Here is a 26,074-nt window from a genome sequence, read left to right as displayed (position 1 = left end):
AATATTGACAGGCCTTCCCCGAGGGCAGGAGCATGTTTCTCATGAGCTGTCGCACCCTTTGTTGCTGACGCGTTGACGCGCCCCCCGAGCGCTCACCTCTCCCTGCACGAATTCCCCTCTGCGGCCTTCCTCTGCCCGGAATTCTGCATGCCTTTCTTCCCCATGAACTCACGGAGTCCTCCCATGCCTTCTTCGCCCACGGCCGGTTTCGACCGGCGTCTCTTCCTCACCTCGCTGCTCGGCGCCGGTGCCGCCGCCGTAGGGCTGAGCGGCTGCGCGGAGAGCAGCGCCGCCACCGGCAGCGAGGGAGCCTCGGCCGCGCCACTGGCCGACAAGGTCCCCGCCGGTACGAAACTGAAGATCGCCTCCTATCAGGGGGTGCAACAACTCCAGTTCAAGCTGGCGAAATTGCCCGAGCTACCGTTCACGGTGTCGAGCTGGCTGAACATCGGCGCCGGCCCCGACGTCATCAACGCATTCCGCGCCAAGTCCCTCGACCTCGCCAACAACGCAGGAATTCCACCGATCCAGGCGCACTTTCAGGGATTCGACGCGAAGATCGTGGCGATCGACATCACCCGCAAGCCGAACTACCTCTTCGCCACCAAGCCCGGCAGCGACATCCGCACGGTCGCTGACTTCAGGGGACGGAAACTCGCCTTCTCCCAGGGCCAGGCGCAGGGCGTCGTCCTGCTGCGGGCGCTCAAGCAGGCCGGGCTGAAGTACGACGACGTGAAGCTCGTCCCGCTGACCAGCAACCAGTTCCTCACCGCCCTGCAGTCCGGCCAGGTCGACGTCGCCCCGCTCGCCAACAACCAGTCACCGGCGTACCTGAAGCAGTACGGGTCCAAGGGCGCCCGCACCATCGACACCGACGTCGTCGACCTGCTGAACCTGCTGTGGGCGCCGGTGTCCGTGCTGAACGACTCCGCGAAGGCCGCGGCGGTCGCCGCCTACATCCCGCAGTGGGCCAAGGGCCAGGTGTGGCAGTACGAGCACCCCGACGTCTGGAACGAGGAGTTCTACGTCAAGACGCAGAACCTGAGCCTCGAACAGGCCAAGGGCATCACGGCCCTCGCCAACAAGCCGCTGTTCCCGCCACGTTGGGACGAGGCCATCAAGTGGGAGCAGGAGACCGCGGACCTGCTCGCGGAGGGCGGCTTCGTGAAGAGGTTCGACGTGTCCTCGCTCTTCGACCACCGATTCGAGTCCCTCGCCGCCAAGGCCGTACCCGAGGAGTACCAGAGGTGACCGCCGTGACCACGACCGCAGCCGTACCCGCGACCACCGTGGAGGAGCGCACCCCGGTGCGGCGGCGGCGCCGGCTCTCCCCCGGCAGGCGCCTGCCCGCCACCCGGCTCGTCGGCCCCCTCCTCGTCCTCGCCCTGTGGGCCGTCGCCTCGGCGGCCGGACAGCTCGACCCCGGAGCGATCCCGGCGCCCTGGACGGTGCTGGAGACCGGCGCCCACCTGTGGACCGACGGCACGCTCACCACCGACATCCTCACCTCGCTCCAGCGGGCGGGCTACGGATTCGCGATCGGGCTGGCCGCCGGGGTCGTACTGGCGCTCGCGTCCGGGCTGAGCCGGGTCGGGGAGGCGCTGATCGACGGGACGGTGCAGCTGAACCGGGCGATACCGACGCTGGGTCTGATCCCGCTGTTCATCCTCTGGCTGGGCATCGGCGAGACCTTCAAGATCGCGATCATCGCCATCGTCGTCTACATCCCGATCTACCTCAACACGCACGCCGCGCTGTCCGGCATCGACCACCGGTTCGTCGAACTCGCCGAGGTCCAGGGCCTGTCGAAGTTCCAGTTCATCCGGCAGATCGTCGTCCCCGGCGCCCTGCCCGGCTTCTTCGTCGGCCTGCGGCTCGGCGTGACCGGCTCCTGGCTCGGCCTGGTCGTCCTGGAGCAGATCAACGCCACCAGCGGCCTCGGCTACATGATGTTCCAGGCCCAGAACTACGGCCAGTCGGACGTCATCCTCGTCGGTCTCCTCATCTACGGCGTCTTCGGTCTGATCTCCGACAGCGCGGTCCGTCTCGTCGAACGGAGGGTGCTGTCGTGGCGCCGCACACTCAGCAGCTGACCCGTCCCGCCGTCCAGCTCCGGGAGCTGACCCGCTCGTTCGACGCGCGTACGGTCCTCGACGGCATCGACCTCGACATCCCGTCCGGCCAGTTCGTGGCCCTCCTCGGGCACAGCGGCTCCGGCAAGAGCACCCTGCTGCGGGCCATCGCGGGCCTCGACCACGAGGTCGCCGGAAGCGGCCGGCTGACGGCGCCCGAGCGGGTGTCCGTGGTCTTCCAGGACTCCCGGCTGCTGCCCTGGCGGCGGGTGCTGGACAACGTCCTGCTCGGGCTCGACGGCAAGGAGGCGGCCCGCAGGGGCCGGGACGCCCTCGCCGAGGTCGGCCTCGCCGGCCGCGAGCGGGCCTGGCCGAGCGAGCTGTCCGGCGGTGAGGCGCAGCGCGCCGCGCTGGCCCGCTCCCTGGTCCGCGAGCCCGAACTCCTGCTCGCCGACGAGCCGTTCGGTGCGCTGGACGCACTGACCCGCATCAAGATGCACGCCCTGCTGCGCGAGCTGTGGGAGCGGCACCGGCCGTCCGTGCTGCTCGTCACCCACGACGTGGACGAGGCGATCGTGCTCGCGGATCGTGTTCTCGTCCTCGAGCGGGGGCGCATCGGTCTCGACGTGACCATCGACCGGCCGCATCCGCGCGGCGCGTACCGGTCGCAGCTGCTCGCTGCGCTGGGCGTGACCGAAGACGCCGAGTGACCGTCGGCTGGTTGTGGCCGTCCCTGGGGGCTGCCTCCCCCAGACCCCCGCTTCGGCCCTGAACGGGCCTCGTCCTCAAACGCCGGACGGGCTGAGAATCCCGAACCGGCGCTCGCACGCAAAGGACCTTGTATGACCCGGCAACTCCACCTCAACGCCTTCCTCATGAACACCGGCCACCACGAGGCGTCCTGGCGGCTCCCCGAGAGCGACCCGTACGCCCATGTCGAGCTGGACCACTACGTGCGGCTGGCGAGAATCGCCGAGCGCGGCACCTTCGACTCGCTCTTCCTCGCCGACGGGCCGCAGTTGTGGGGCAACATCGCCCAGCGTCCGGCCGGCGCGCTGGAACCCCTCACCCTGCTCACCGCGCTGGCGACGGCCACCAAGCACATCGGGCTGATCGCCACCGCCTCCACCTCGTACAACTCGCCCTACAACCTGGCGCGGAAGTTCGCCTCCCTGGACATCATCAGCGGGGGCCGGGCGGGCTGGAACATCGTCACCACCGCCGGTGCCGAGGCCGCCCGCAACTTCGGCCTGGACGCCGAGCCCGCGCACGCCGAGCGGTACGCTCGGGCCGCCGAGTTCCTCGACGTGGCCCTGAAGCTGTGGGACAGCTGGGAGGACGACGCGATCGTCGGCGACAAGGCGGCCGGCGTCTGGGGCGACGACGCGAAGATCCACCCGCCCCGGCACCGGGGGACGTACTTCAGTGTCGAGGGTGCCCTCAACGTGCCCCGCTCACCGCAGGGTTACCCGCTGCTGGTGCAGGCCGGCTCCTCGGAGGACGGCAAGGCGTTCGCGGCCCGGTACGCGGAGGCGGTGTTCACCGCCCAGCAGACGCTGAAGGACGCGCAGGACTTCTACGCCGACCTGAAGTCCCGTACGGCCGCTGTCGGCCGCGACCCCGACCACATCAAGGTGCTGCCGGGCATCGTCCCGGTGATCGGCTCCACGGAGGCCGAGGCGCGGGCGAACGAGCAGGTGCTGGAGGACCACATCGTGTACACGCACGGCGTGGACCGTCTGGAGAGGCTTCTCCAACTGGAGCCGGGGACGCTTGAGTTGGATGCCCCGCTCCCCGCCGACCTGCCGCCCGAGGGTGCCATCGAGGGGGCCAAGAGCCGCTACACGCTCGTGGTGGAGCTCGCCCGGCGCGAGCGGCTCACCGTGCGGCAGTTGGTCGGCCGGCTCGGCGGCGGGCGCGGGCATCTCACCTTCGCCGGGACGCCCGAGCAGGTCGCCGACGCGATCGAGGAGTGGTTCACGCTCGGCGCCGCCGACGGCTTCAACATCATGCCCGCCGTGCTCCCCTCGGGCCTCGACCTCTTCGTCGACCACGTCGTCCCGATCCTGCGCGCCCGCGGCCTGCTGCGCACGGAGTACGGCCGACGCAGCACCCTCCGGGAGCGCTACGGCCTTCCCCGCCCCGCCAACCAGCACGTCAGCCCCGCACTCGCCACCGTCTGAGAGGACCACCCCATGTCCATCGAGATCCGCAAGGTCACCGCGAACATCGGCGCCCAGGTCCTGGGCGTCGACATCTCCAAGCCCCTCGACGAGGAGAGCGTCACCGCGATCCGCGAGGCGCTGAACGTCCACAAGGCCCTGGTCTTCGACGACGTCGACCTCGACGACGAGGGCCAGCAGGCCTTCGTCCGCCACTTCGGTGAGACCACCACCGCGCACCCGACGGTCTCCTCCGTCGACGGCGTCCCGAACGTCCTCCCCGTCGACAGCGAACGCGGGCGCGCCGCCAACCACTGGCACACCGACGTCACGTTCGTGCTCAACCCGCCGCAGGCCAGCACCCTGCGCAGCCTGACGGTCCCGGCGTACGGCGGCGAGACCCTGATCGCCAGCTCGGCGGCCGCCTACCGCGACCTGCCGGAGCCGCTGCGGAAGCTGGCGGACACCCTGTGGGCGGAGCACACCAACGACTACGACTACGCCGTCCCCGAGGAGGAGCTGGACGAGCGGCAGGCCGCCCAGCGCGCCCAGTTCACCTCGATCAAGTACCGCACGGTCCACCCGGTGGTGCGCGTCCATCCGCTGACCGGTGAGCGCGGGCTGTTCATCGGCGGGTTCGCCCAGCGGATCGTGGGCCTGTCGCCGGCCGAGTCCCGCAGGATCCTCGACCTGCTCCAGGCGTACGTGACCCGGCCGGAGAACATCCTGCGCCACCGCTGGTCGGAGAACCAGCTGGTCCTCTTCGACAACCGCATCACCCAGCACTACGCGGTGGACAACTACGACGGCCGGCCCCGCCGCCTGCACCGGGTGACCGTCGCCGGTGACGTGCCGGTGGGCATCGAGGGCAAGGAGTCCTACTCGATCGAGGGGGACGCCTCGCACTACACACCGGTCGCCGCGTAAACGGAAGATCACCGAGCGTATCGCCGGTGTCCGCATACTGGGCAGCCTCTCCGTGGCGGCGGAGAGGCTGCCCAGACTGTGGGCGTTTTTGCCCATCTCACGCATTGGACGAGCCGCGCCCATGCCGCACCACAGCACCACGGAGACGCTCCCGCGGGACGCCTCCCTCTCCCACGGCCTGAAGCAGCGCCACCTGTCGATGATCGCCCTCGGCGGGGTGATCGGTGCCGGACTGTTCGTCGGCTCCGGCGCGGGCATCGCCGCCGCCGGCCCCTCGATCGTCGTCGCCTACGCCCTCTCCGGCCTCCTCGTGATGCTGGTGATGCGGATGCTGGGCGAGATGTCGGCCGCGTACCCGTCGTCGGGTTCGTTCTCGGCGCACGCCGAGCGGGCGATCGGGCCGTGGGCGGGCTTCACCGCGGGCTGGTCGTTCTGGGTGCTGCTGTGCACGGCCGTCGGCCTGGAGGGCATCGGCGCGGCGAAGATCGTCACGGGGTGGCTGCCGGGGACGCCGGAGTGGGCCTGGGTGGCGCTGTTCATGCTGGTGTTCTGCGGCGCGAACCTCACCGCGGTGAAGAACTTCGGCGAGTTCGAGTTCTGGTTCGCGGCCCTGAAGGTCGCCGCGATCAGCCTGTTCCTGGTCCTCGGCGTGCTGGCGATCGCCGGGGTCCTGCCGGGCACGGACTCCCCCGGCACGTCCAACCTCACGGACTTCCTGCCGGGCGGCGGCGAGGGCCTGGTCATCGGCCTGCTCGCCTCGGTCTTCGCGTACGGCGGCCTGGAGACGGTCACCATCGCGGCGGCCGAGTCGGAGGACCCGGTCAGGGGCGTGGCGAGCGCGGTCCGTACGGCGATGTGGCGCATCGCGCTGTTCTACGTCGGCTCGATGGCGGTCATCGTGACGCTGGTCCCGTGGGACTCGAAGGAGGTCGTGGAGAAGGGTCCGTACGTCGCCGCCCTCGACCATCTCGGCATCCCCGGCGCGGGACAGCTGATGAACGTGGTGGTGTTCGTCGCGCTCCTGTCGGCCATGAACGCCAACATCTACGGCTCCTCACGCATCGCGTACTCGCTGGTGGAGCGGGGCCAGGGTCCGAAGGTGCTGGGCCGGGTGTCGGGCGGTGTCCCGCGGATCGCCGTGCTGGCCTCCTCGGTCTTCGGTTTCGCCTGTGTGCTGCTCAGCTACTGGCGCCCCGACGACGTCTTCCCCTGGCTGCTGAACATGATCGGCGCGGTGATCCTGGTCGTCTGGATCCTGATCGCCGTCTCCCAACTGCGCCTGCGCGGCAGGCTGGAGCGGGAGGCGCCGGAGCGGCTGGCCGTGCGGATGTGGGCGTTCCCGGTGCTGACGTGGGTCGCGCTGGCGGGCATGGCGGCGATCTTCGTCCTGATGGCCCGGGAGCCGGACACCCGCGTGCAGTTGCTCTCGACGGGCGGTCTGACCCTGTTCCTGGCCGCGGTGGGCTACGCCTGGCAGCGGGCCCGCGCCCGGAACTGACCCACCCCTCGACCGAAGAATGCAGAACATGACCGGCGAGGGCGGCGGCGAGCCCCTCGCGGCCGACGGCGTGGGCGAGCTGGCGGACGCGATCACGGAGTCCTTCGGGTCGTTCCGATCCTGGTCTTCGACGCCTGGGAGCACGCCTTCTACCTCCAGTACAAGAACCAGAAGGTCGACTTCGTCGAGGCGATGTGGCGGGTGGTCGACTGGCAGGACGTGGCCAGGCGCTACGAGGTCGCCAAGTCCCGCGCGACCTGCTGCTACTGGCCCCCTGAGGGCGGTGTGGACGTCCTGCCTCGTGATCGTCTTCTCACCCTTCACGTCGGCAGGCGGAATGAGGGAAAGCCCCCGCGAGGACGTGACTCGCGGGGGCTTTCCGGCTCCGGGGTCCTGGCGGGCGCCCCAGATGTACGGTATGACCGATTCCTTGCCGGTTCACGAGGAGGCGTTCATGGCGCACGTGCGGTGTCCGAGTCCCACCTGTCAGGACAGACTGACGGACTTCCGGGATCTGCGGAGCGAGGCCGAGATCGAGGGAGCCCGGCAGGTGCTGCTGCCGATGCTGGACGGCGGCCACTTCGTGGCCAAGGCCTTCCACCGCTGCGGAACCGACGGCTGCCGCCGCGTCCAGCGCAAGGACAACTGGCGCGTCGGCACGTTCCTGCCGGCGGGGTTGTGACCCCGCCGGCGAGTTCCGCCTAGAGGTTGCTGAAGTCCGGGCCCTTGGTACGGGTCCGCTTGATCTCGTAGAAGCCCGGGACCGAGGCGACCGCGAGGGTGCCGTCCCAGAGGCGGGCGGCCTCCTCGCCCTTCGGGGCGGGGGTGACGACCGGGCCGAAGAAGGCGATCTGCTCACCGTCGGGGCCGGGAACGGCGATGACCGGGGTGCCCACGTCCTGGCCGACCTTCTCGATGCCCTCCTTGTGGGAGGCGCGCAGCTCGGCGTCGAACTCGAAGTCCTCCTGCTCGGCGTAGTCGATCAGGTCGGCGGGCAGACCGACGTCGGCGAGCGCGCCCGCGATAGCCTCCAGGGTCGGACCCTCACCGTTGTTGTGGAAGCGGGTGCCGAGCGCGGTGTAGAGCGGGCCGAGGACGTCGGCGCCGTGCTTCTGCCAGGCGGCGGTCACCACACGCACCGGCTTCCACGCCTTGGTCTCCAGGAGTTCGCGGTACTCCTCGGGCAGCTCGTCGATCTTGGGCTCGTTCAGCACCGCCAGGCTCATGATGTGCCAGCGGATCTCGATGTCACGGACCTTCTCCACCTCCAGCACCCAGCGGGACGTCATCCACGCCCAGGGGCACAGCGGATCGAACCAGAAGTCGACGGGGGTCTTGCCGGAAGCGGTCGCGGACTCGGACATGGCTCTCCCTAGGAATACGGCCGTTTGAACCGGCAACATCGGCCGCCCGCGTCGCATTCCCGGCTGCCCCGGGTCAGGGGCGCATGGCAGGATCGGCCCTGTTCATCTGCCGAACACCAGCCGAGGGAGTACCGCCCGTGCCCGGTGAGAACCTGACCCGCGACGAGGCCCGGGAGCGGGCCGCCCTGCTGTCCGTCGACGGGTACGACGTGTCCCTCGACGTGCGCTCCGCCGTCGCCGGCGAGGGGAACGTGGACGAGGGGGCGCCGCGCACCTTCCGCTCGGTCACCACGATCCGCTTCCGCTGCTCCGAGCCCGGCGCGAGCAGCTTCGCGGACCTGGTCGCGCCGAGCGTCACCGCCGTCTCCCTCAACGGCAACGACCTCGACCCGGGCGAGGTCTTCGACGGCACCCGCATCCTCCTGGAGGACCTGGCGGCCGACAACGAGCTGGTCGTCGACGCCCAGTGCGCCTACTCCCGTACCGGCGAGGGCCTGCACCGCTTCGTCGACCCCGAGGACGGCGAGGTCTACCTCTACACGCAGTACGAGCCGGCCGACTCCCGCCGCGTCTTCGCCAACTTCGAGCAACCGGACCTCAAGGCCCCCTTCCGCTTCGAGGTGCGGGCGCCCGAGGAGTGGACGGTGTGGAGCAACGGCGTCGGCGAGCGGCACGACGGGGTGTGGCGGTTCGCGGAGACGAAGCCGATCTCGACGTACATCACCTGCGTGGTGGCGGGGCCCTACCACTACGTGACGGACTCGTACTCCCGTGACCTGGGTGACGGCACGACTCTGGAGATCCCGCTGGGCGCCCTGTGCCGCAAGGGACTGGCGCCGCACTTCGACGCCGACGACGTGTTCCTGGTGACCAAGCAGGGCCTGGACTTCTTCCACGACCACTTCGACTACCCGTACCCCTTCGGGAAGTACGACCAGGCGTTCGTCCCCGAGTACAACCTCGGCGCGATGGAGAACCCGGGCCTGGTGACGTTCCGGGAGGAGTTCATCTTCCGGGGCAAGGTGACGCGGGCGTCGTACGAGAGCCGCGCGAACGTGATCCTGCACGAGATGGCGCACATGTGGTTCGGCGACCTCGTCACCATGGAGTGGTGGGACGACCTGTGGCTGAAGGAGTCCTTCGCCGACTTCATGGGCGCCTTCGCCCTGGTCGGCGGCACCCGCTTCAAGGACGGCTGGATCACCTTCGCCAACCGCCGCAAGGCCTGGGCGTACCGCGCGGACCAACTGCCCTCCACGCATCCCGTCACGGCCGACATCCGTGACCTTCAGGACGCCAAGCTGAACTTCGACGGCATCACCTACGCCAAGGGCGCGTCGGTGCTCAAGCAGCTGGTGGCGTACGTCGGCCAGGACGCCTTCCTGGAGGGCGCCCGCCGCTACTTCAAGCGGCACGCGTACGGCAACACCCGCCTCGGCGACCTGCTGTCGGTCCTGGAGGAGACCAGCGGCCGGGACATGGGCACCTGGGCGCGGTCCTGGCTGCAGACGGCCGGGGTGAACTCGCTGACCCCGCAGGTCCTGCTGAGCGCGGACGGCCGGATCGACGAACTCGCGGTGCTCCAGGAGGCCCCGGAGTCCCACCCCGAGCTGCGGCCGCACCGGGTGGCGATCGGCCTGTACGGGCTCACCCCGGAGGGGACGCTGGAGCGGTACACCCGTGCCGAGGTCGACGTCGACGGCGCGCGTACGGTCGTACCGGAGCTGGTGGGTGAGCGGGCGCCGGAGCTGGTCCTCGTCAACGACGACGACCTGACGTACTGCAAGACCCGCTTCGACGAGACCTCGCTGGAGACGCTGCGCGCGCACCTGGGCGGCCTCACCGACCCGCTGGCGCGCGCCCTGTGCTGGTCGGCGCTGTGGAACATGACACGGGACGCGCTGCTGCCGGCGCGGGACTTCGTGGAGCTGGTGCTGCGGTTCGCCGGGCGCGAGTCCGACATCGGCGTGCTGCAGATGCTGCACGCGTGGGCGAACTCGTCCCTGGTCCACTACGTCGCCCCCGGCTGGCGGGAGACGGGCGGGCGGTCGCTGGCGGAGGGCGCTCTGCGGGAGCTGCGGCAGGCCGCGCCGGGCAGCGAGCACCAGCTGGCGTGGGCGCGGTTCTTCGCGACGGTGGCGTCGGACGAGGCCGACCTGCGCCTGCTGCGGGACCTGCTGGAGGGCACCTCGACGATCGAGGGGCTGGACGTCGACCAGGAGCTGCGCTGGGCCTTCCTGGAGCAGCTGACCGTGCACGGCGTCGCCGACGAGAAGGACCTGGCCGCCGAACTGGCCCGCGACGACACCGCCTCCGGCAAGCGCCACCAGGTCCGCTGCCTGGCCGCCCGCCCCTCGACGGCCGTGAAGGCGCAGGCGTGGGCGCAGGTGGTGGAGTCGGAGGCGCTGTCGAACGCGCTGGTCGAGGCGACGATCGGGGGCTGGGGCCAGTCCTCGCAGCGGGAGCTGCTCGCGCCGTACGCGGAGAAGTACTTCGCGGCGATCGAGCGGGTCTGGGAGCAGCGGTCGATCCAGATCGGGATGGACGTGGTGCGTGGCCTGTTCCCGTCCCTGGCGGACTCCCGGGAGACGCTGGACGCGACGGACGCGTGGCTGGCGGCGCACGAGGCGGCGGCTCCGGCGCTGCGCCGGCTGGTGCTGGAGGCGCGGGACGACTTGGCGCGGGCGTTGCGGGGGCAGGCGCGCGATGCGGAGGCAGCACCGGCCCGATGATCGTATGACCCCTTCGGCCACTGCATGATCTTTGGCCATGATTTCGGTCTGCGGTCGCCGTTACGGAATGCAGGCAACGGGGCCGTAACCCCTGGTCCACACCCCGAGGGACCAGGGGCTTTCGGCATCCGAACACCCGTCCTTTAGTGACGCCTTGTCCGTATTTGTCAACGAGCGTGTAACAGCGGTTCAAGGCGGCTCGGAGTCCGGGAACCTCCCGGTCATGAACCACAACACGCCGCTCCCCCCGGCCTCCCCCCACCCCCTGCGCCACCTCTCCGACGGCCGCCGCCGGGTGATGACGACGGCACAGCTGAAGGCCCACGGCGTCTCGTCGGCGGAGACCGACGAGCAGTGCCGCCCCGGCGGCCCGTGGCAGCAGATCCTCCCCGGTGTGATCCTGCTCCACTCCGGCATGCCGACCAGCGAGGAGCGACTGCACGCGGTGCTGATGTACGCGGCACGGGACACATCGACGGCGGGGGCGGCCGGGGTACCGGCGCAGCCGTGCGCGCAGGGCGCGGAGCACAGGGACTACAGGGAAGCGATGATCACGGGCCTGGCGGCCCTCACGCTGCACGGGTTCTCCTCCGCGCCTCCCCTCCTCTCCCTGGAGAAGATCGACGTCCTGGTCCCGCGCCTGCGCCGCCTGCGCTCGGCGGGCTGCGCGCGCATCACCCGCACGTCGGCCCTGCCCGCCCCGCAGCAGGTCACGGGCCTGCCGGTCGCACCCGTACCGCGCGCCCTGGCCGACGCGGTCGCGGACCTGACGGACGCGGGCGCGGTACGCCGTCTGCTGACGGAGGCGGTACGGTCCGGGCACTGCGAACCCGCCTCCGTCGTACGGGAGTTGACCGAGGCGAAGCTGCTGGGCCGACCGCACGTCGTGGACGCGGTGGACTCGCTGCTGGCGGAGGGGCGCGCGCTCACGGAGAACCGCCTGTACCGCATGGTCCGGGAGTACGGACTCCCGGACCCGGTGTGGAACGTCGACCTGCGTCTGCCGGGCGGCCCCTACCTCGGCGGCCTCGACGCGTACTGGCCGGAGCAGGCCGTCGCGGTCGAACTCGACACCCGCGCGCCCCGCCGGGGCAATGGCCAGGAGGACGACGCCCTGTGGTCCGAGTACGCCCGCAAGCGCGAGCACCTGGAGCGGCTGGGCATCACCGTCGTCCACATCACGCCCAGGAAGCTCCGCGACTCCATGGACCAGCAGGCGACGGTCGTCCGCACGGCCCTGATGGCGGCGGGCGACCGCGATCCCGCCGCGTACGTGGTGGTCCTGCCCCGGTAGTGCGGCTCAGTGGGGTTCCGGCAAGGTCGACCTCGCCGCACCCGCGTGGACGCGGTCGAGCAGGGTGGCGTAGGAGGCGATCATGCGGGTGCGGCTGAAGCGTTCGCGGCTCGCGGTGAGGAACGGGGTGAGGGCGGGGCGGTCGGCCACCGCCTCCGTCCAGGCCTGGGCGATCGCCTCCGGGTCGGGCGGCGTCAGCACCCCGTGCCCGTTCACGATCGCCGCGCTGTCGCCGACGTCCGTGGCGACGGGGACCGCGCCGCACATCATGCCCTCGATCAGGGAGAGCGGGGCGGCCTCGCCCCAGGAGGAGGTGAGGGCCACGACGTCGGCGCCGGCGTGGACGGCCTCCATGTCGCGCCGGATGCCGAGGAGGTGCAGCCGGTCCGTCGGCCGGTGTTCCGTCCCGAACGCCGACTCCACGTCCGCCTGGAGCGCCCCGTTGCCCGGCGTCATGCCCGCCCCGCACATCAGCACGTGCCCCTCCGGCTCGCGCCGCAGCCACTCCCGCGCGGCCCGCAGGAACAGCGGAACGTTCTTCATCGCGTCGTAGCGGGCGGCGAAGACGACCACCGGGGCCGTGGACGGGATGCCCAGCGCCGACCGGATCGCGAGCCGCCGCGCCGGGTCGGGGCGGAAGCGGAGGAGGTCCACGCCGTTCGGGATCACGTGGAGCAGGTCGGAGGGGATGCCGGCGGCCTCGTACGCCGCCCGGGTCGACTCGGCGCAGCACACGCACGCCACCACCGTGCCGTCGGCTATGGCGGCCCGCAGATCGTCCAGGGCGGCCCCCTGGTTCTCCGGGTCCGAGCGGTGCAGGCAGACCACGACCGGGCGGCGCGGCAGGCCCGCCTGGTTGAGGAGGGCGAGGGGCTGCTCCTTGAGGGAGAGGATGACGTCGGCGCCCGCCATGACCCGGGCGGTCTCGGCCAGCTCCGGTCCGCTGAACGCGGCCGGATCACCACCGCCGGCCCCGGCGAAGGTGCGGCCCAGGGACGTCACGCCCACCCCGGCCCCGGTCAGCGCCCGGTAGCAGGCGTCGTCCTCCATGCGCTGCCGGGTGGCCTCCCGCCGCACCTCCGCGTACACACTGAGCACCCGCTGCCGGTGCCGGCCACCGCCCTCCGCCAGCCCCAGCACCACGTCTGTGTGTACGATCCGGGCTCCCCCGGTGAAGAAGCCCTCGTACACGGACAGCACACGCGGCCCGTTCTCACCGTGCACACGATCACCCGCCTTGCAAGCACATATCTGGTCATCCCCCGTGAAGTGCGGGTTAGCCGATATGAGGCGGTACGGATGTTTCGTGCGAATGAACACGGCGTCTCGGGTCGAAGTCCGCTCAGTGACGCGAGTTACCTCCCGCAGAACTCGGCCTCGATCACCGCCTCGCTGTTCCCCGTCCAGTCCGCGTTGAAGTTGAACGTGAGGGAATGGCGGCCGTCGGCGGTGGTGACGGACTGGGTGCTGGAGCCGAAGATGTCGCCGCTGTGGCCCCAGACCTGGACGCCGCAGGAGAGGCGGCGGCGGATGAGGCCGAGGCCGTAGGAGGTGTTCGGGCCGCCGTCGGTCTCGATCTTGACCGTGGTCTTCATCTCCTTCAGTTGCCGCGGCGGGAGGAGCCTGCCGCGGACGAGGGCCGTGAAGAAGCGGTTCAGGTCGGAGGAGGTGGAGATCATCTCGCCCGAGCCGTACGTCAGGGACGGGTTGAACTCCGTGACGTCGTAGGTCGGGCTCGTCGTGTCCTCCGAGAGCTTCCCGTAGGCGCGGCTGCTGGGGGCCGGGAGCGTGGGGCGGGTGCCGGGGAGCGAGGTCGACCTCAGGCCCAGCGGGGCGACGACGCGGCGGCGGATCTCGTCGCCGTAGGAGCGGCCCGTGGCCTTCTCGACGACCAGGGCGGCGAGGGTGTAGTTGGTGTTGGAGTAGTTCCAGTCCGTGCCCGGCGCGAAGTCCGGCGCGTGGGTCATGGCGACCGCGATCTGCCGCTCGGGGGGAACGGTGTCGTAGCGGTGCTCCAAGAAGCCTTCCAAGTACGTCCGGCGGAAGGCGGGGTCCCGGGTGTAGTTGTAGATGCCGCTCGTGTGGTTCAGGAGGTGGCGGAGGGTGATCCGGCGGCCGTCGTGGCCGTTGCCCCGGACGACGCCCGGGAGCCACTCCTCCACCGTGTCGTCGAGGGACAGTCTTCCCTCCGCCTCCAGCTGCAGCAGCACCGTGGCCACGAACGTCTTGGTGACACTGGCCACCCGGTAGTGGTCCTCGGGCGACCGCGGCGCGCCCGTCGTCATGTCCCCCACACCGGCGGTCGTCGACCACGTGCCGTGCGCGTCCCTCGCCGTCAGCGTCACCCCGGGCACGCCGTCCGCCACCGCCGCCTCGACGGCTCTACGGGTCGCGGCATGGCGATCGGTGGGGCGATCGGCTCCGGTGGACGTCGCCGCGAGCGCCGGGGCGGCCAGAGCCGCCGACAGCAGCACTGCCGTCGCCGCCACCAGGGTCGTCCGTACGGTCATGTCTCCCCCTCGTCGACGCCGCGCCCGGTGTTGGGCGCGGTCGGGAGGACAGACCCCGGTCGGCACCCCGGAGTTGAGGACGGACAACGCGGTTGAGCCGGTTTCAGCCCTTCTTGAGCACCAGTTCCGTGTTGCGGTCGTCCGCGTCTCCACCGAGTGTCTTCGGGTCGGCGCCCGGCGCGTTGAAGGACAGCTCGCGGTAGAGGGCGGCGAGGCCGGTCTGGGAGAGGTCGCTGAAGTCGGTGCGGTGGGGGGCGGCGGACTCGATGAGGGTGGTGAAGAGGGAGAGGGTGCCGTCCTTGTTGTCGACCAGCTCGATGACGCGGGCGAGTTGGGGGAAGTCGACATGGGAGGCGGTGGAGATCTCCCAGAAGGAACCGCCGTCGGGGGCGGAGTGCGCGGTGATGCGGTTCTGGTGGATGTGGCCGTTGACCCAGGCGAGGACGTTGCGGTGGCGGCCGAGGAGGGACAGGACTTCGCCGCCCGTGTGGCGCCGGTCGTTCGGGCGGGACGGGTCCGGGCGGGAGTTGGACATCGTCGTGCTCGTGTGGTGGCTGAAGACGACGGCGTACGAGTCCTTGTTCTCGCTGAGGGTCCGCTCCAGCCACTTCAGCTGGGCCGTGCCGATGGAGCCGTTGTAGTGGCCGCCGGGATCGGTGGTGTCGAGGCTGATCCCGAGGACGTCGTCGGCGATGCGGAAGGTGTAGTACTGCGTGCCCGCGTCGACGTTGGCCGAGGAGTAGCCGTGGCCGACCGGGCCGACGCCCGCGTAGGCCGGGTCGAGGTGGGCCTTGAGGTAGTCGGCGGGGGTGTAGGGGGCGCGGCGCTCGTCGGGGGTGACCGGGCGCATGTCGCGGGCGTGGGCCTTGAGGAGGTCGCGGAAGACGACGCCCATGGGGTCCTTGGCGTACTTGATGGTGTCCTGGAGCCTCTTGGCCTCGGCGGCGGGCAGGCTCATCAGCTTGCGGCCGCCGATGGCGTACTCGGCGAGGTAGGGGTCGCCGTGGCCGTAGCAGCCGAGGGGCAGGCTGTCGTGGTTGCCGACGGTGGAGTACCAGGGCAGGTTCAGGCCGGGGCTGCGCAGCTCGCGGGTGGCGGCGGCGAGGAAGCCCTCCAGGTGCGGGAAGCCGAGTTGCTTGTCGGCGTCGCGTACGGCGGTGTCGGGCTGCCAGTACTGCTTCAGGCCGCTGTTCTGGACGCCCTCGTAGCGGCGCGGGTCGCCGGAGTTGGGGGTGATGCGGCCGCCGCTCATCACCTTCAGGAACCACTCCAGCTCGGTGTGGGCGTTGTTGTCGGTGTTGTCGCCCGTCGCCATCGCGAAGTGCAGCGGGGAGCCGGTGACGGGGGCTCCGCGCAGCGCGTTGATCCGCTCGACCAGCGAGACCGCGCCCTGCACGGTGAGCGCCTCGTGCGGGCGCCAGGCCTTGATGTCCGAGGAGCGCAGGTACTCCAGGCGCATCGGGTGCTGGCTGTCGATCAGGTGCAGGTCGGTGAGCTGGACGAACGCGGCGAGCGCGGTACGGCGGCCGGCGCGGCCCGACTTGGGCGCGGCGAGCTCGGAGCGCACGACGCGCTTCCAGCCGGGGCCGTCGCCGAGGCGGCGGTATCCGGAGCCGGTGCGGGGGGCGGCGACGGTGGCGAGGGTGGTGCCCCGGGTGTAGGGGGCGAGCGGGGCGCCGGGCGCCCGGCGGGAGGAGGCGACCGGCGCCTCGGCATCCGCGGGGGCGGCCTCGTGGACGGGCGCGGCCTCGCTTTCGGTGGGCCGCAGCGCGTAGCCGACGCCCGCGGAGACGGACACGGCCGCGGTGGCGGCGAGGACGGTACGGCGGTTGACCACCGGCATGGAGCCGGCGACAGAGCGTATGCGCGACATGGCGCGGTCTCCCCGAGTGCGAACGCGTCGGCAGTGGTCGCGGGTGCTCGCAACAGCGAACGACCCGCTCGTACTGGATGCTTGGCACCGGGGATGACCTGTGTGTGAACGAGACGGCAACGGGCAGCGCCGATCACCGTACGTGGATCTTGGGCCACCCTGGGTGTCCCCGACCGCTCGACGGACGGCCCGGAGGCGGTCACTCCGTGTTCATCTTCCGGGGAACGACAGGGGGACTACGGGTCTACCGGGGGGCTGTGGCAGGGACTACGGGGGCTGCACCCGTCCGCCCGCCGGGCGTTCCCGCCACAGCCGCAGTCCCGCGTCGACCAACGGGATGCGCCGCAGCCCGGTGACCGCGTCCAGGTCCTGCCAGGCCGCGAGGTCGGTCGATCCGTTGACCTCGTTGCGCAGGTCGCCGCCGACGATCCGGGCCTCGTAGAGGAGGCGGACGCCGTGGTGGTCGGTGGGTCGGCGCAGAAGGCGGCCGGGGAAGGTGCGGCGGAGGGAGTTGACGCCGAGGAGGGCGGTGACCTCGACGTGGTAGCCGGTCTCCTCCTCGACCTCGCGGACGACGGTGTCGTAGGGGTCTTCGCCGTGTTCCATGCCGCCGCCGGGCAGGACCCACTCGGGGGTGCCGTCGGCAGCGGGTGAGCGGGCGAGCAGGATGCGGTCGTCACGGACGCAGATGGCGTAGGCCGCGACCCTCAGGTTCTTGCGCACTCCGGGACGTTAGCCCTCAGACCCGGCCACGCGCGATGGATATTTCGGCGATTCAGGGCTCAAACGGCAAAGCCGATCGGGGGTTTTCCCCATACGTCCATATCGATTCGGTCAACACTCCCCAAACATCTGTTCCTTGGGTAAAGCTTTGCGGTCGTTCGACGCACGTTCCTTTACCTACAAGGGATGCCGATGAGCCTCACCCCCCAGCGCGCTCCGAGACCGGGCACGAGACGCGTGGCCCGCATAGCCGTGGCCGCGGGTCTGGTCGCCGCGCTCTCCGCGGCCGGGCCGATACCCATGGCCTTCTCCGCGGAGGAGACCCCGACCACCGCCGATCCCGGCGTCAAGTCCGCCGACGAGAAGCTCGGTTCGGACGACGCCGGCCTGCTCGCCGAGGCCAAGGCCGACGGCGACAAGAACATCACGCTGATGGTCGCGACCGCGCCCGGGCAGACCGAGAAGGTCGCCGAGGAGCTGGACGCGGTCGACGGCGGGCTGGTCGGCAAGAAGGACGACAAGCTCGGCTACGTCCGCGCCACCATCCCGACCGCGACGGCGGACAAGACCCTCGCGGCGGCGCTGAAGCTCTCCTCCGTCCAGGCGATCGACCTCAAGCAGGAGATCAAGCTGGACGACCCGGCCCCCGACGCCACGGCCTCCAAGGCCGACCGGGGCTCCTCGGCGGCGGGCGCCGGATACGCGGCGCCGGACAAGAACACGCCGGCCGTGAACCCGTACAACCCGTCCTTCGAGACGGGCGCGGTCTCCTTCGTTCAGGACCACCCGACGTACGACGGCCGTGGCGTGACCATCGGCATCCTGGACTCGGGTGTGGACATCGCGCACCCGGCGCTGCAGAAGACCACCACCGGCGAGCGCAAGATCGTCGACTGGGTGACGGCCACCGACCCGGTCGCCGACGGCGACGGCACCTGGCTGCGGATGAACTCCCCCGTGACCGGACCGGTGTTCACGGCGGGCGGCAAGACCTGGCAGGCGCCCGCGGGCGACTTCAAGTTCCGTACGTTCGCGGAGTCCGCCACCCTCGGTGGCGACATGGCCGGTGACCTCAACCGCGACGGCGACACCACCGACGTGTGGGGCGTGCTGTACGACGCGGCCGCCGGCACGGTCCGGGTGGACCTCGACGGCGACGCCGACTTCACCGACGAGAAGGCGCTGAAGCCGTACAAGGACGGCTTCCAGATCGGCTACTTCGGCACCGACGACCCGGCCACCCCGATCGCCGAGCGCATCCCGTTCGTGGTCGAGACCCGCAAGGACGTCGTCTTCAACGCGGCCGGCGACAAGTCCGACTACGTCAACATCGGTGTCATCGAGGGCCGGCACGGCACGCACGTCGCGGGCATCACCGCCGCCAACAGCCTCTTCGGCGGCAGGATGACCGGCGCGGCGCCCGGCGCCAAGCTGGTCTCCTCGCGCGCCTGCACCTGGACCGGCGGCTGCACCAACATCGCGCTCACCGAGGGCATGATCGGCCTCGTCACCAAGCGCGGCGTCGACATCGTCAACATGTCGATCGGCGGTCTGCCGCAGCTCAACGACGGCAACAACGCCCGCGCCCAGCTCTACACGCGGCTCATCGACACCTACGGCGTCCAGCTGGTGATCTCCGCGGGCAACGAGGGCCCCGGCACCAACACGATCGGTGACCCCGGTCTCGCCGACAAGGTGCTCTCCGTCGGCGCCTCCGTCTCGAAGGAGACCTGGGCCGCCAACTACGGCTCGGTCGTGAAGACGAAGTACGCGATGTTCCCGTTCTCGTCGCGCGGCCCGCGTGAGGACGGCGGCTTCACCCCGACCATCACCGCCCCCGGCTCGGCGATCAACACCATCCAGACCTGGGCGCCCGGCGCCCCCAGCGCCGAGGCCGGCTACTCGCTGCCGCCCGGCTACGCCATGCTCCAGGGCACCTCGATGTCCTCCCCGCAGGCCGCGGGCGCGAGCGCGCTGCTGCTGTCCGCCGCCAAGCAGCGGAAGATCCAGCTGTCGCCGCTCACCCTGCGCACCGCGCTGACCAGCACAGCGCGTCAGATCAAGGGCGTGCAGGCGCATGAGCAGGGCGCCGGTCTGATGCGTATCGTGCAGGCCTGGGACGCCATCAAGGACGGCGCCACCGCCCACGACTACACCGTGAAGGCCCCGGTCGACACCGCGCTCGACCAGTTCCTGGCGACCCCCGGCTTCGGCACCGGCCTCTACGACCGCGAGGGCGGCCTGAAGGTCAAGCAGAAGAAGACGTACGACGTCACCATCACCCGTACGTCCGGTCCCGACCGTCCGGTCCGGCACGAGCTGGAGTGGAAGAACGACGACGGCACGTTCCGTCTCCTCGGCGACGACGACGTGGTGCTGCCGCTGAACAAGCCGGTCACCGTCAAGGTCCAGGCGCAGGCCAAGTCGGCGGGCGTGCACAGCGCCATCCTGGAGGCCGACGACGAGCGCACCGAGGGCGTGGACAAGCAGATCCTCACCACGGTCGTCGTCTCGCAGCCGCTGGCGAAGCCGTCGTACGCCCTGTCCGCCTCCTCCTCCGTGCAGCGCAACAGCTCCACGTCGTACTTCGTGACGGTGCCGGAGGGTGCGAAGACCCTGGAGGTGGCGCTCGGCGGGCTGAAGGAGAAGAGCCAGACCCGGTTCATCTCCATCCACCCCTACGGCGTGGCCGTCGAGGACACCGCGACGATCTACTGCTACCCGGACTATTCGGTGCCCACCGACCCCAACACCTGCCGTCCCGACCTGCGGACGTACGTCGACCCGCAGCCGGGCGTCTGGGAGATCGAGGTCGAGTCGCGGCGCACCTCGCCCTACCTCGACAACCCCTACAAGCTGGACGTGTCGGTGCTCGGCACCGCCTTCGACCCGGCCGTGACGACGGTCCCCGAGGCGAAGATCGGCACGCCGATCGCCGCCGACTGGACCGTGACCAACGCGTTCGCGGCCATCGAGGGCAAGCTGCAGGGCGGCTCGCTGGGCTCGGCGAAGCTGGAGACGCCGACCATCGCGCACCGTGAGGTCCAGACGAAGACCGTGGAGGTGCCGGAGGGCGTCGAGCGTCTCGACATCTCCATCGGTGACGTCTCCGACGCGGCCGCCGACCTCGACCTGGTCGTCCTCAAGGACGGCGTGACGGTCGGTCAGTCCGCGGACGGCGACTCGGAGGAGGCGGTCAGCCTCACCAAGCCCGCCGCCGGCACGTACACGGTCCGCGTCGACGGCTACAGCGTGCCGTCGGGCTCGACGACGTACGCCTACAAGGACGTGTACTTCTCGTCCGCGCTGGGCTCGGTGAACGTCGACTCCGGCAAGACCGTCTCGATCGCGAGCGGTGGCTCCGCGAAGGTCTCCGCCGAGGTCCTGGTCCGCTCGGCCGGTGCGGCCGGCCGGCAGTTCTTCGGCGAGGTCCGGCTGGTCAACGGCCGTGGCACGGCCGCCGGTCTCGGCACCGTCGTCATCGAGAAGGTCACCGGCTGACGGTGATCCCCGGGGCGGGCCGCGCTGGTCAGGCGCGGCCCACCCCGGGCACGGTCACGGCACGGGCGCTCCCCTGTGGCGTCCCTACCACTTCCGTGTGCGGGGGCGGATGCTCCTTCGGGGCATCCGCCCCCGCCCCCTCCCGCCCATGGCGGTTCCCCCTCGCCATGGACCCGGGGGAAGTGGCCGGAACCCGTCTTCCGTTTCCCGGTGCACCCGACACTAGAGCCGTGCGACGCCCTGGGGGATGCCTGTCGGCTGGCACCCGGCGGCCATGGCCGGGGGCTGCCATCGATCCGCTTCCGACGCCTCCGTTTCCCGACGTGTCGAACGGAGGATCGGATACCGTCAGGCCACGCGACCTGACCAGTCACCGTTTCTGTGGGGGAACCTTGCTGGAGACCATCGGCATCGACAGACCGACCCACGACGTCTACCGGGCGCTGCTCCTGCACCCCTCCTGGACCCTGGAGGACATCGCGCGGGAGACCGGTCTCGCCTGCGCCGAGGTCCGTGCCGCGCTCGACCGGCTCACCCAGCTGTCCCTGCTGCACGAGGCCGCCGACCACCAGTTCGTGCCCGTCAGCCCCGACGTCAGCCTCTCCCCCATGCTCCTGCGCAAGGAGGCCGAACTCGACGAGCAGCGGGCCCGGTTGTCCCAGGAGCGGGCCGCGCTGGCCGCGCTCACCTCCGAGTACGCGACGTTCGCCGCCCACCGGGGCGACAGCGGGGTGGAGCGGCTGGAGGGCGTCCACGCCGTACGCGTACGGCTGATGGAGCTCGCCCACCAGGCCACCAGCGAGGTGCGCACCTTCGTCCCCGGCGGGGCGCTCAGCGCTGCGGCACTCGAGGCGGGCCGTCCGCTGGACGAGCAGAACCTCGCGCGCGGGGTGCGGATGCGAACCGTCTACCTCGACAGCGTCCGCAACGACGCCGCGACCGTCTCCTACGCCACCTGGCTCGCCTCCGTCGGCGGTGAGACCCGTACGGTCCCCACGCTGCCGATGCGGATGATCCTCTGCGACCACACGACGGCGGTGATCCCCATCGACGCCGAGGACAGCAGGCAGGGCGCGCTGCTGATCCGGTACCCCAGCATGGTGCAGGCGCTGGAGGAACTGTTCGACCTGGTCTGGGAGAACGCGGTGCCGCTCGGCACGGCCCCGCAGAGCACCGCCGAGGACGCGCCGAGCGACCGGGAGACGGCCCTGCTCAAGATGCTGGCCGCGGGTCTCACCGACGAGGGGATCGCCCGCAAGATGGGGGTCTCCCTGCGCACGGTCCGCCGCAACACGGCCGACCTGCAGAAGCGGCTGGGGGTGCTGAGCCGGTTCCAGGCGGGCGCGGAGGCGGTGCGGCGCGGGTGGCTGTGACGGTCTTTCGGGAGTTGGCCGCTCCCTGCCATGACCAGGGGCTGACACATCCACGGGGGAGGTACGGACCTGTCTCTTGCCTAGGGTCGACCGGGTGTACGCAGTCAAGGTCCTCCTCCTGCCCCTACCCGACCCGGGCTACCCCGAGTTCCCCGACGGACCGGGACCGCCCGCCGCGATACCCGGTGACCAGCGGCTCGAAGCGATCGCCCGGTACCTCAGGGCCGTCCCGCAGCCCGGCATCGCGCACGTCACGCTGACTCCTTGGGGTGGCCGGCTGGTGGGCATGACCTTCGTCGAGGCCGCGAGCCTGGACGAGGCGGTGGTCAGGGCCCGGTACGGGTGGGAGAAGTGGCTGGACGTCCCCGGGCTGCTGCCGGACTGGGTGCTGAACGACTGCCGGCCCGACCGCTATCTGAGCGCCCACGGGCACACCCGGGCGACGGGCCGATGGCTGGCATGACGATGCCATGGCCGCCTGAGGCCACGGGGATCAGCTGACAGGGACATGAGCATCCCCGGATGATCGATCCTAGAACGACGCACGACGCATGTACGACGCAGAACCGTATGACTCAGAACGTACGACGACCGGCACCGAGAAACGCAGAGGCAGAGAATGAGACAGGTCACCGGCCGAGCCGTCCGGAACGCCCTCGGCACCGCGGCAGCCATCGCGACGCTGGCGCTTCCGCTGGCCCTCGGCACGCTCCACAGCGCCTCGGCGGACAGCGCTCCGTCCGTACGGGCCGCGCAGGCACCGCCCACGGCCGTCGGCCTGGACGACGATGACCTGCCCACGCTGCCCAAGCCGCCCAAGCCGAAGCCGGGCGACCCCACGGGCAGCTGGGTGTGGGACAGGGAAGGGGTCTAAGGGGTCCTTGCACTATGAGCGCCCGATGAGGTCGCGTGGTCTGGTGCCGTGCATCGCAAGGCGCCGGAGAGCCGCAGTAGCGGAGCTACTGGGGCTTTTCGGCAACGCGGCGGTGGGGGTCCCTCCCGCGCATGGGGGCCCCTCCCGCTCGAGCGAAGTCGAGAGTGGGGGAGAAGCCGAGCGTGGGGGAGCGGTGCCAGGCCGCGCGACCCGGGCGGGCATAGTGCAAGGACCCCTCAGGGCCGGCATCGGTCGAGGGGGCGGGCGTCCGTGGGGGGCGCCCGCCCTCTGTCTGTCTCCCGTGCGGTTGTTCCCTACGGGCAGGGCATGCCGTGCGACTGCGGCAACGCCCTTTGTACGGCGTCCCGTTCGCGGGCGATCTCCTGGGCACCGACGATCCACACGTCCGGGGAGGCGGAGCCGCGGGAGATGCCGACCAGGACGTGGTCGCCCTTGCTCAGCAGGGGGTCCGTGTCGGAGTCCAGCACGAAGCCGACCTCGTCCTTGCCCCGCTCGGGCTTGTAGGAGCGGGTCACGTGCAGGGTGACGCGGTCCTCGCCGCTGCGGGAGTCACGGACCACCTTCGTCACGTCGCCCTCCACGACGAGCCGGGCGCAGGCGAGATAGCCGGGACTGCCGAGGGCACTGCCGTCGGCGGCCTCGGCCTTCGCGTCCGACTTCGAGCCGGAAGCCGCCGAGGTACTGGAGTCCTCCGCCCCGCCCCCGGCCTGAACGAGCAGCCATCCCAGCCCGCCCACCATCACACCGGCCACCGCCACGCCGACGGCCCCGAGTGCGAGCGGAAGCAGACGGCGCCGGGGCCGGGAGGGCCGCCGCACCAGCCGCGTCTCCCGGGAGGCAGCAGCGGGCCGCGGGGAGGGCTCCGCCGCCGACTCCGTCAGCACCTCGGCGATGACCCCCAGCTGCTCCCGCAGCAACGCCACATCCCCCACGGCCGACCGATACCCCGCCACGAACCCGGCATCCTCACCCGCCCCCTCCGGCAGCGGGTCCCCCGTGATCGCCACCATCAACGCGTCCATGCCGTCGTAGACCTCGCAGCCGTCATGGCCCGGGGGGCTGTCGTGGTTCGGGGAGTCCTCCGGGCCCCGCGAGTCCTCCGGGCCCCGCGAGTCCTCGTGGTCCAGGGGGCCCTCGTGGGCCGGTGTGTTGTTGTGTTGGGCGGGCATGTCAGACCACCTCGTGTTCGTGCAGGCGGGCGCGCAGGGCGCGGACTGCCGTGTGGAGGCGGCTTTTGACCGTGCCCTCGGGGACGCCGAGTTCCTCGGCGATGGAGCGGACCGGGAGGTCGGCGTAGAAGCGCAGGACGAGGACCTGGCGCTGGGCGTCGGGCAACTCGTCGAGGCCCTGGGCGACCGCGAGGGAGAGGAGGCTGGTGTCCTCGCCGGAGGGGTGCTCGAGCTGGCGCAGGGAGGCCAGGCGCTCCCCGATCCGCTCCTGGCGGCGCTTCGCGCGGTGCCAGTCCATGGCCAGGTTGGAGGCCACGACCGCCGCCCACGCCGACACGTCCCGCGGCGCCTCCCGCCCGTCGGCGGCACGCTCCAGCAGCCGCAGGCGGACCTGCTGCACCCCGTCCAGCAGGTCCGCCTGAGGCACCCCGCCCAGCGCGAGCACCGCCCGCACCCGGCGTTCCTGCGCCGCGTCCAGGGGGTCGTCCCGCACCTCGTCCCCCTGGCCGCGGCGGGCCTTTCTGCGCAGCACAGCCACCCCTCCCCCAGGACCCGTCCCGGCCGCGTTTCCCCTATGACGCCGCGGTGGGGAGAAACGTTCGATCCCAGCGTCCGGAATTTTCCGCGCCGGACAGAGGTGTACGTCACACCGCCGTGTGGCCGGTGCCCGGCCGGGCAGGCTAGCTTGCGGTCAGGGGCCGCCTGCGAACGAATATCTCCAGCTCAGCCGGGGTGCGCACCGCAGGTCCGCAACCGGCCGTCGGATCGTCGCGTCCCATTCCTCGGGCAGGCGGCGCAAAGAATTGGCAGGCGGGTCGGGGTCGGCCGCATGATGGAAAAGCCTCGGCCGGGCAGCAGGCACGTGAAGAGACAGACAGAGGGAGTCACCGTGAGGGTCGGAATCGTCGGAGCCACCGGGCAGGTCGGCACGGTCATGCGCGGGATCCTCAAGGAGCGCGACTTCCCGGTCACCGAGCTGCGCCTGTTCGCCTCGGCCCGCTCCGCGGGGAGCGTCCTGGACGGCGTGACGGTGGAGGACGCGGCGACCGCGGACTACACGGGCCTGGACATCGTGCTGTTCTCGGCGGGCGGCGCGACCTCGAAGGCGCTGGCCGAGAAGGTCGCCGCCCAGGGCGCCGTGGTGATCGACAACTCCTCGGCGTGGCGCAAGGACCCGGACGTACCCCTGGTCGTCTCCGAGGTGAACCCGCACGCGGCCACCGACCGCCCCAAGGGCATCATCGCCAACCCGAACTGCACCACGATGGCCGCGATGCCGGTGCTGAAGCCGCTGCACGAGGAGGCGGGCCTGGAGGCGCTGGTCGTCGCCACCTACCAGGCGGTGTCCGGCTCGGGTCTCGCGGGCGTGGCGGAGCTGCACGGCCAGGCGCAGAAGGTGGTCGGCGACGCCGACAAGCTCACCCACGACGGCGGCGCGGTCGACTTCCCCGAGCCGTCCGTCTACAAGCGTCCGATCGCCTTCAACGTGCTGCCCCTCGCCGGCAACATCGTCGACGACGGCCTGAACGAGACCGACGAGGAGCAGAAGCTCCGCAACGAGTCCCGCAAGATCCTGGAGATCCCCGGCCTGAAGGTCTCCGGCACCTGTGTGCGTGTCCCGGTCTTCTCCGGCCACTCCCTCCAGATCAACGCCCGCTTCTCCCGCCCGATCAGCCCGGAGCGCGCCCAGGAGCTGCTCGCCGGCGCCCCCGGCGTCGCCCTCTCCGACATCCCGACCCCGCTCCAGGCGGCCGGTCAGGACCCGTCCTACGTCGGCCGCATCCGCCGCGACGAGACGGTCGACCACGGCCTCGCCCTGTTCGTCTCCAACGACAACCTCCGCAAGGGCGCCGCGCTGAACGCCGTACAGATCGCGGAACTCGTGGCGGCCGAGCTCAAGCGCTGACACACGCGTTTCCCAGGGGGCGGGCACCGAAAGGGCACCGCCCCCTTTCCGTACCTCCCCCCTCTCCGGTTTTCG

21 protein-coding genes and 1 pseudogene are annotated in these 26,074 nt (G+C 71.0%); 15 read left to right on the top strand and 7 right to left on the bottom strand.

The window, feature by feature from the left end; genetic code table 11:
* Nucleotides 1-183 precede the first annotated feature (183 nt).
* The 8 genes and pseudogenes from ACGFNV_RS32075 (at nucleotide 184) to ACGFNV_RS32040 (ending at nucleotide 7,341) form a co-directional block, all read left to right on the top strand.
* Nucleotides 184-1,251, top strand: a complete 1,068-nt coding sequence (locus ACGFNV_RS32075; RefSeq protein ID WP_393627237.1) for an ABC transporter substrate-binding protein — start codon at nucleotides 184-186, stop codon at nucleotides 1,249-1,251.
* Complete coding sequence (locus tag ACGFNV_RS32070) at nucleotides 1,248-2,093, top strand: ABC transporter permease (RefSeq protein WP_393627235.1); 846 nt, start codon at nucleotides 1,248-1,250, stop codon at nucleotides 2,091-2,093. The genes ACGFNV_RS32075 and ACGFNV_RS32070 overlap by 4 nt, the downstream gene beginning before the upstream one ends.
* Nucleotides 2,069-2,782, top strand: a complete 714-nt coding sequence (locus tag ACGFNV_RS32065) for an ABC transporter ATP-binding protein (protein WP_393627233.1) — start codon at nucleotides 2,069-2,071, stop codon at nucleotides 2,780-2,782. The genes ACGFNV_RS32070 and ACGFNV_RS32065 overlap by 25 nt, the downstream gene beginning before the upstream one ends.
* Before the next feature lie 132 nt (nucleotides 2,783-2,914).
* Nucleotides 2,915-4,255, top strand: coding sequence for an LLM class flavin-dependent oxidoreductase (locus ACGFNV_RS32060; protein ID WP_393627231.1), 1,341 nt, complete (start codon nucleotides 2,915-2,917; stop codon nucleotides 4,253-4,255).
* A 12-nt stretch (nucleotides 4,256-4,267) separates the two neighbouring features.
* A complete protein-coding gene (locus tag ACGFNV_RS32055) occupies nucleotides 4,268-5,161 on the top strand; it encodes a TauD/TfdA dioxygenase family protein (RefSeq protein ID WP_393627230.1) in 894 nt (297 codons plus the stop codon).
* A gap of 121 nt (nucleotides 5,162-5,282) precedes the next feature.
* On the top strand, nucleotides 5,283-6,659 hold the full coding sequence (locus tag ACGFNV_RS32050) for an amino acid permease (protein WP_393627228.1): 1,377 nt from the start codon (nucleotides 5,283-5,285) through the stop codon (nucleotides 6,657-6,659).
* 25 nt (nucleotides 6,660-6,684) lie between these two features.
* Nucleotides 6,685-6,935 (top strand): annotated as a pseudogene (locus ACGFNV_RS32045) (Fe-Mn family superoxide dismutase); the annotation flags it as partial.
* 178 nt (nucleotides 6,936-7,113) lie between these two features.
* Nucleotides 7,114-7,341: a hypothetical protein gene (locus ACGFNV_RS32040; RefSeq protein ID WP_393627353.1), complete on the top strand. Its 228-nt coding sequence runs from the start codon at nucleotides 7,114-7,116 to the stop codon at nucleotides 7,339-7,341.
* Between the two features lie 19 nt (nucleotides 7,342-7,360).
* Here the strand turns inward: ACGFNV_RS32040 and ACGFNV_RS32035 are convergent, their stop codons facing one another.
* Entirely contained in the window at nucleotides 7,361-8,023 is a 663-nt protein-coding gene (locus ACGFNV_RS32035; protein WP_393627227.1) for a DsbA family protein, read from the bottom strand.
* A gap of 137 nt (nucleotides 8,024-8,160) precedes the next feature.
* Here ACGFNV_RS32035 and pepN point away from each other — a divergent pair, with 137 nt between their 5' ends.
* The gene (gene pepN / locus ACGFNV_RS32030) at nucleotides 8,161-10,755 is read left to right on the top strand and encodes an aminopeptidase N (RefSeq protein ID WP_393627225.1); all 2,595 of its coding nucleotides are present in this window, start codon (nucleotides 8,161-8,163) and stop codon (nucleotides 10,753-10,755) included.
* Between the two features lie 223 nt (nucleotides 10,756-10,978).
* Nucleotides 10,979-12,049, top strand: coding sequence for a hypothetical protein (locus ACGFNV_RS32025; RefSeq protein ID WP_393627224.1), 1,071 nt, complete (start codon nucleotides 10,979-10,981; stop codon nucleotides 12,047-12,049).
* 6 nt (nucleotides 12,050-12,055) lie between these two features.
* Here ACGFNV_RS32025 and ACGFNV_RS32020 read toward each other — a convergent pair whose 3' ends face one another.
* The 4 genes from ACGFNV_RS32020 to ACGFNV_RS32005 form a co-directional block, all read right to left on the bottom strand.
* A complete protein-coding gene (locus ACGFNV_RS32020; protein WP_393627343.1) occupies nucleotides 12,056-13,249 on the bottom strand; it encodes a glycosyltransferase in 1,194 nt (397 codons plus the stop codon).
* Between the two features lie 155 nt (nucleotides 13,250-13,404).
* Nucleotides 13,405-14,559, bottom strand: a complete 1,155-nt coding sequence (locus ACGFNV_RS32015) for a serine hydrolase domain-containing protein (RefSeq protein ID WP_393627222.1) — start codon at nucleotides 14,557-14,559, stop codon at nucleotides 13,405-13,407.
* A 103-nt stretch (nucleotides 14,560-14,662) separates the two neighbouring features.
* Nucleotides 14,663-16,432 (bottom strand): TIGR03767 family metallophosphoesterase, encoded by a 1,770-nt coding sequence (locus tag ACGFNV_RS32010; protein WP_393627221.1) that lies wholly within the window; start codon nucleotides 16,430-16,432, stop codon nucleotides 14,663-14,665.
* Nucleotides 16,433-16,699: 267 nt separating this feature from the next.
* On the bottom strand, nucleotides 16,700-17,155 hold the full coding sequence (locus ACGFNV_RS32005; protein ID WP_393627220.1) for an NUDIX hydrolase: 456 nt from the start codon (nucleotides 17,153-17,155) through the stop codon (nucleotides 16,700-16,702).
* Between the two features lie 192 nt (nucleotides 17,156-17,347).
* On the opposite strand from ACGFNV_RS32005, the gene ACGFNV_RS32000 reads away from it, so the two are divergent.
* From ACGFNV_RS32000 to ACGFNV_RS31985, 4 genes are all read left to right on the top strand, one after another.
* Nucleotides 17,348-20,656 carry a S8 family serine peptidase gene (locus ACGFNV_RS32000; RefSeq protein WP_393627218.1) on the top strand — a complete coding sequence of 1,103 codons (3,309 nt, stop codon included), beginning with the start codon at nucleotides 17,348-17,350 and terminating at the stop codon, nucleotides 20,654-20,656.
* Nucleotides 20,657-21,048: 392 nt separating this feature from the next.
* Nucleotides 21,049-22,029 carry a LuxR C-terminal-related transcriptional regulator gene (locus ACGFNV_RS31995; protein WP_393627216.1) on the top strand — a complete coding sequence of 327 codons (981 nt, stop codon included), beginning with the start codon at nucleotides 21,049-21,051 and terminating at the stop codon, nucleotides 22,027-22,029.
* 94 nt (nucleotides 22,030-22,123) lie between these two features.
* Complete coding sequence (locus ACGFNV_RS31990) at nucleotides 22,124-22,492, top strand: hypothetical protein (RefSeq protein WP_393627215.1); 369 nt, start codon at nucleotides 22,124-22,126, stop codon at nucleotides 22,490-22,492.
* 156 nt (nucleotides 22,493-22,648) lie between these two features.
* Entirely contained in the window at nucleotides 22,649-22,903 is a 255-nt protein-coding gene (locus tag ACGFNV_RS31985; RefSeq protein ID WP_393627213.1) for a hypothetical protein, read from the top strand.
* A 314-nt stretch (nucleotides 22,904-23,217) separates the two neighbouring features.
* On the opposite strand, the gene ACGFNV_RS31980 is transcribed toward ACGFNV_RS31985, so the two are convergent.
* Both ACGFNV_RS31980 and ACGFNV_RS31975 read right to left on the bottom strand, forming a co-directional pair.
* Nucleotides 23,218-24,093: a hypothetical protein gene (locus tag ACGFNV_RS31980; protein WP_393627212.1), complete on the bottom strand. Its 876-nt coding sequence runs from the start codon at nucleotides 24,091-24,093 to the stop codon at nucleotides 23,218-23,220.
* A 1-nt stretch (nucleotide 24,094) separates the two neighbouring features.
* On the bottom strand, nucleotides 24,095-24,631 hold the full coding sequence (locus ACGFNV_RS31975; protein WP_208298931.1) for a sigma-70 family RNA polymerase sigma factor: 537 nt from the start codon (nucleotides 24,629-24,631) through the stop codon (nucleotides 24,095-24,097).
* A 351-nt stretch (nucleotides 24,632-24,982) separates the two neighbouring features.
* Between ACGFNV_RS31975 and ACGFNV_RS31970 the strand changes: the two genes are divergently transcribed.
* A complete protein-coding gene (locus ACGFNV_RS31970) occupies nucleotides 24,983-25,999 on the top strand; it encodes an aspartate-semialdehyde dehydrogenase (protein ID WP_393627211.1) in 1,017 nt (338 codons plus the stop codon).
* Nucleotides 26,000-26,074: the final 75 nt, after the last annotated feature.

The sequence above is a fragment of the Streptomyces sp. NPDC048751 genome (assembly GCF_043198595.1).
GTDB lineage: Bacteria > Actinomycetota > Actinomycetes > Streptomycetales > Streptomycetaceae > Streptomyces.
The sequence above is the reverse complement of the archived record's forward strand: the minus strand, read 5'-3'. Positions and strand labels throughout refer to the sequence as shown.

Coding starts and splice junctions, on each gene's coding strand:
- ACGFNV_RS32040 (WP_393627353.1), top strand. CDS start 7,114: ATGGCGCACGTGCGGTGTCCGAGTCCCACCTGTCAGGACAGACTGACG.
- ACGFNV_RS32060 (WP_393627231.1), top strand. CDS start 2,915: ATGACCCGGCAACTCCACCTCAACGCCTTCCTCATGAACACCGGCCAC.
- ACGFNV_RS32025 (WP_393627224.1), top strand. CDS start 10,979: ATGAACCACAACACGCCGCTCCCCCCGGCCTCCCCCCACCCCCTGCGC.
- ACGFNV_RS32050 (WP_393627228.1), top strand. CDS start 5,283: ATGCCGCACCACAGCACCACGGAGACGCTCCCGCGGGACGCCTCCCTC.
- ACGFNV_RS32010 (WP_393627221.1), bottom strand. CDS start 16,432: ATGTCGCGCATACGCTCTGTCGCCGGCTCCATGCCGGTGGTCAACCGC.
- ACGFNV_RS32075 (WP_393627237.1), top strand. CDS start 184: ATGCCTTCTTCGCCCACGGCCGGTTTCGACCGGCGTCTCTTCCTCACC.
- ACGFNV_RS31980 (WP_393627212.1), bottom strand. CDS start 24,093: ATGCCCGCCCAACACAACAACACACCGGCCCACGAGGGCCCCCTGGAC.
- ACGFNV_RS32000 (WP_393627218.1), top strand. CDS start 17,348: ATGAGCCTCACCCCCCAGCGCGCTCCGAGACCGGGCACGAGACGCGTG.
- ACGFNV_RS31985 (WP_393627213.1), top strand. CDS start 22,649: ATGAGACAGGTCACCGGCCGAGCCGTCCGGAACGCCCTCGGCACCGCG.
- ACGFNV_RS32035 (WP_393627227.1), bottom strand. CDS start 8,023: ATGTCCGAGTCCGCGACCGCTTCCGGCAAGACCCCCGTCGACTTCTGG.
- ACGFNV_RS32015 (WP_393627222.1), bottom strand. CDS start 14,559: ATGACCGTACGGACGACCCTGGTGGCGGCGACGGCAGTGCTGCTGTCG.
- ACGFNV_RS32055 (WP_393627230.1), top strand. CDS start 4,268: ATGTCCATCGAGATCCGCAAGGTCACCGCGAACATCGGCGCCCAGGTC.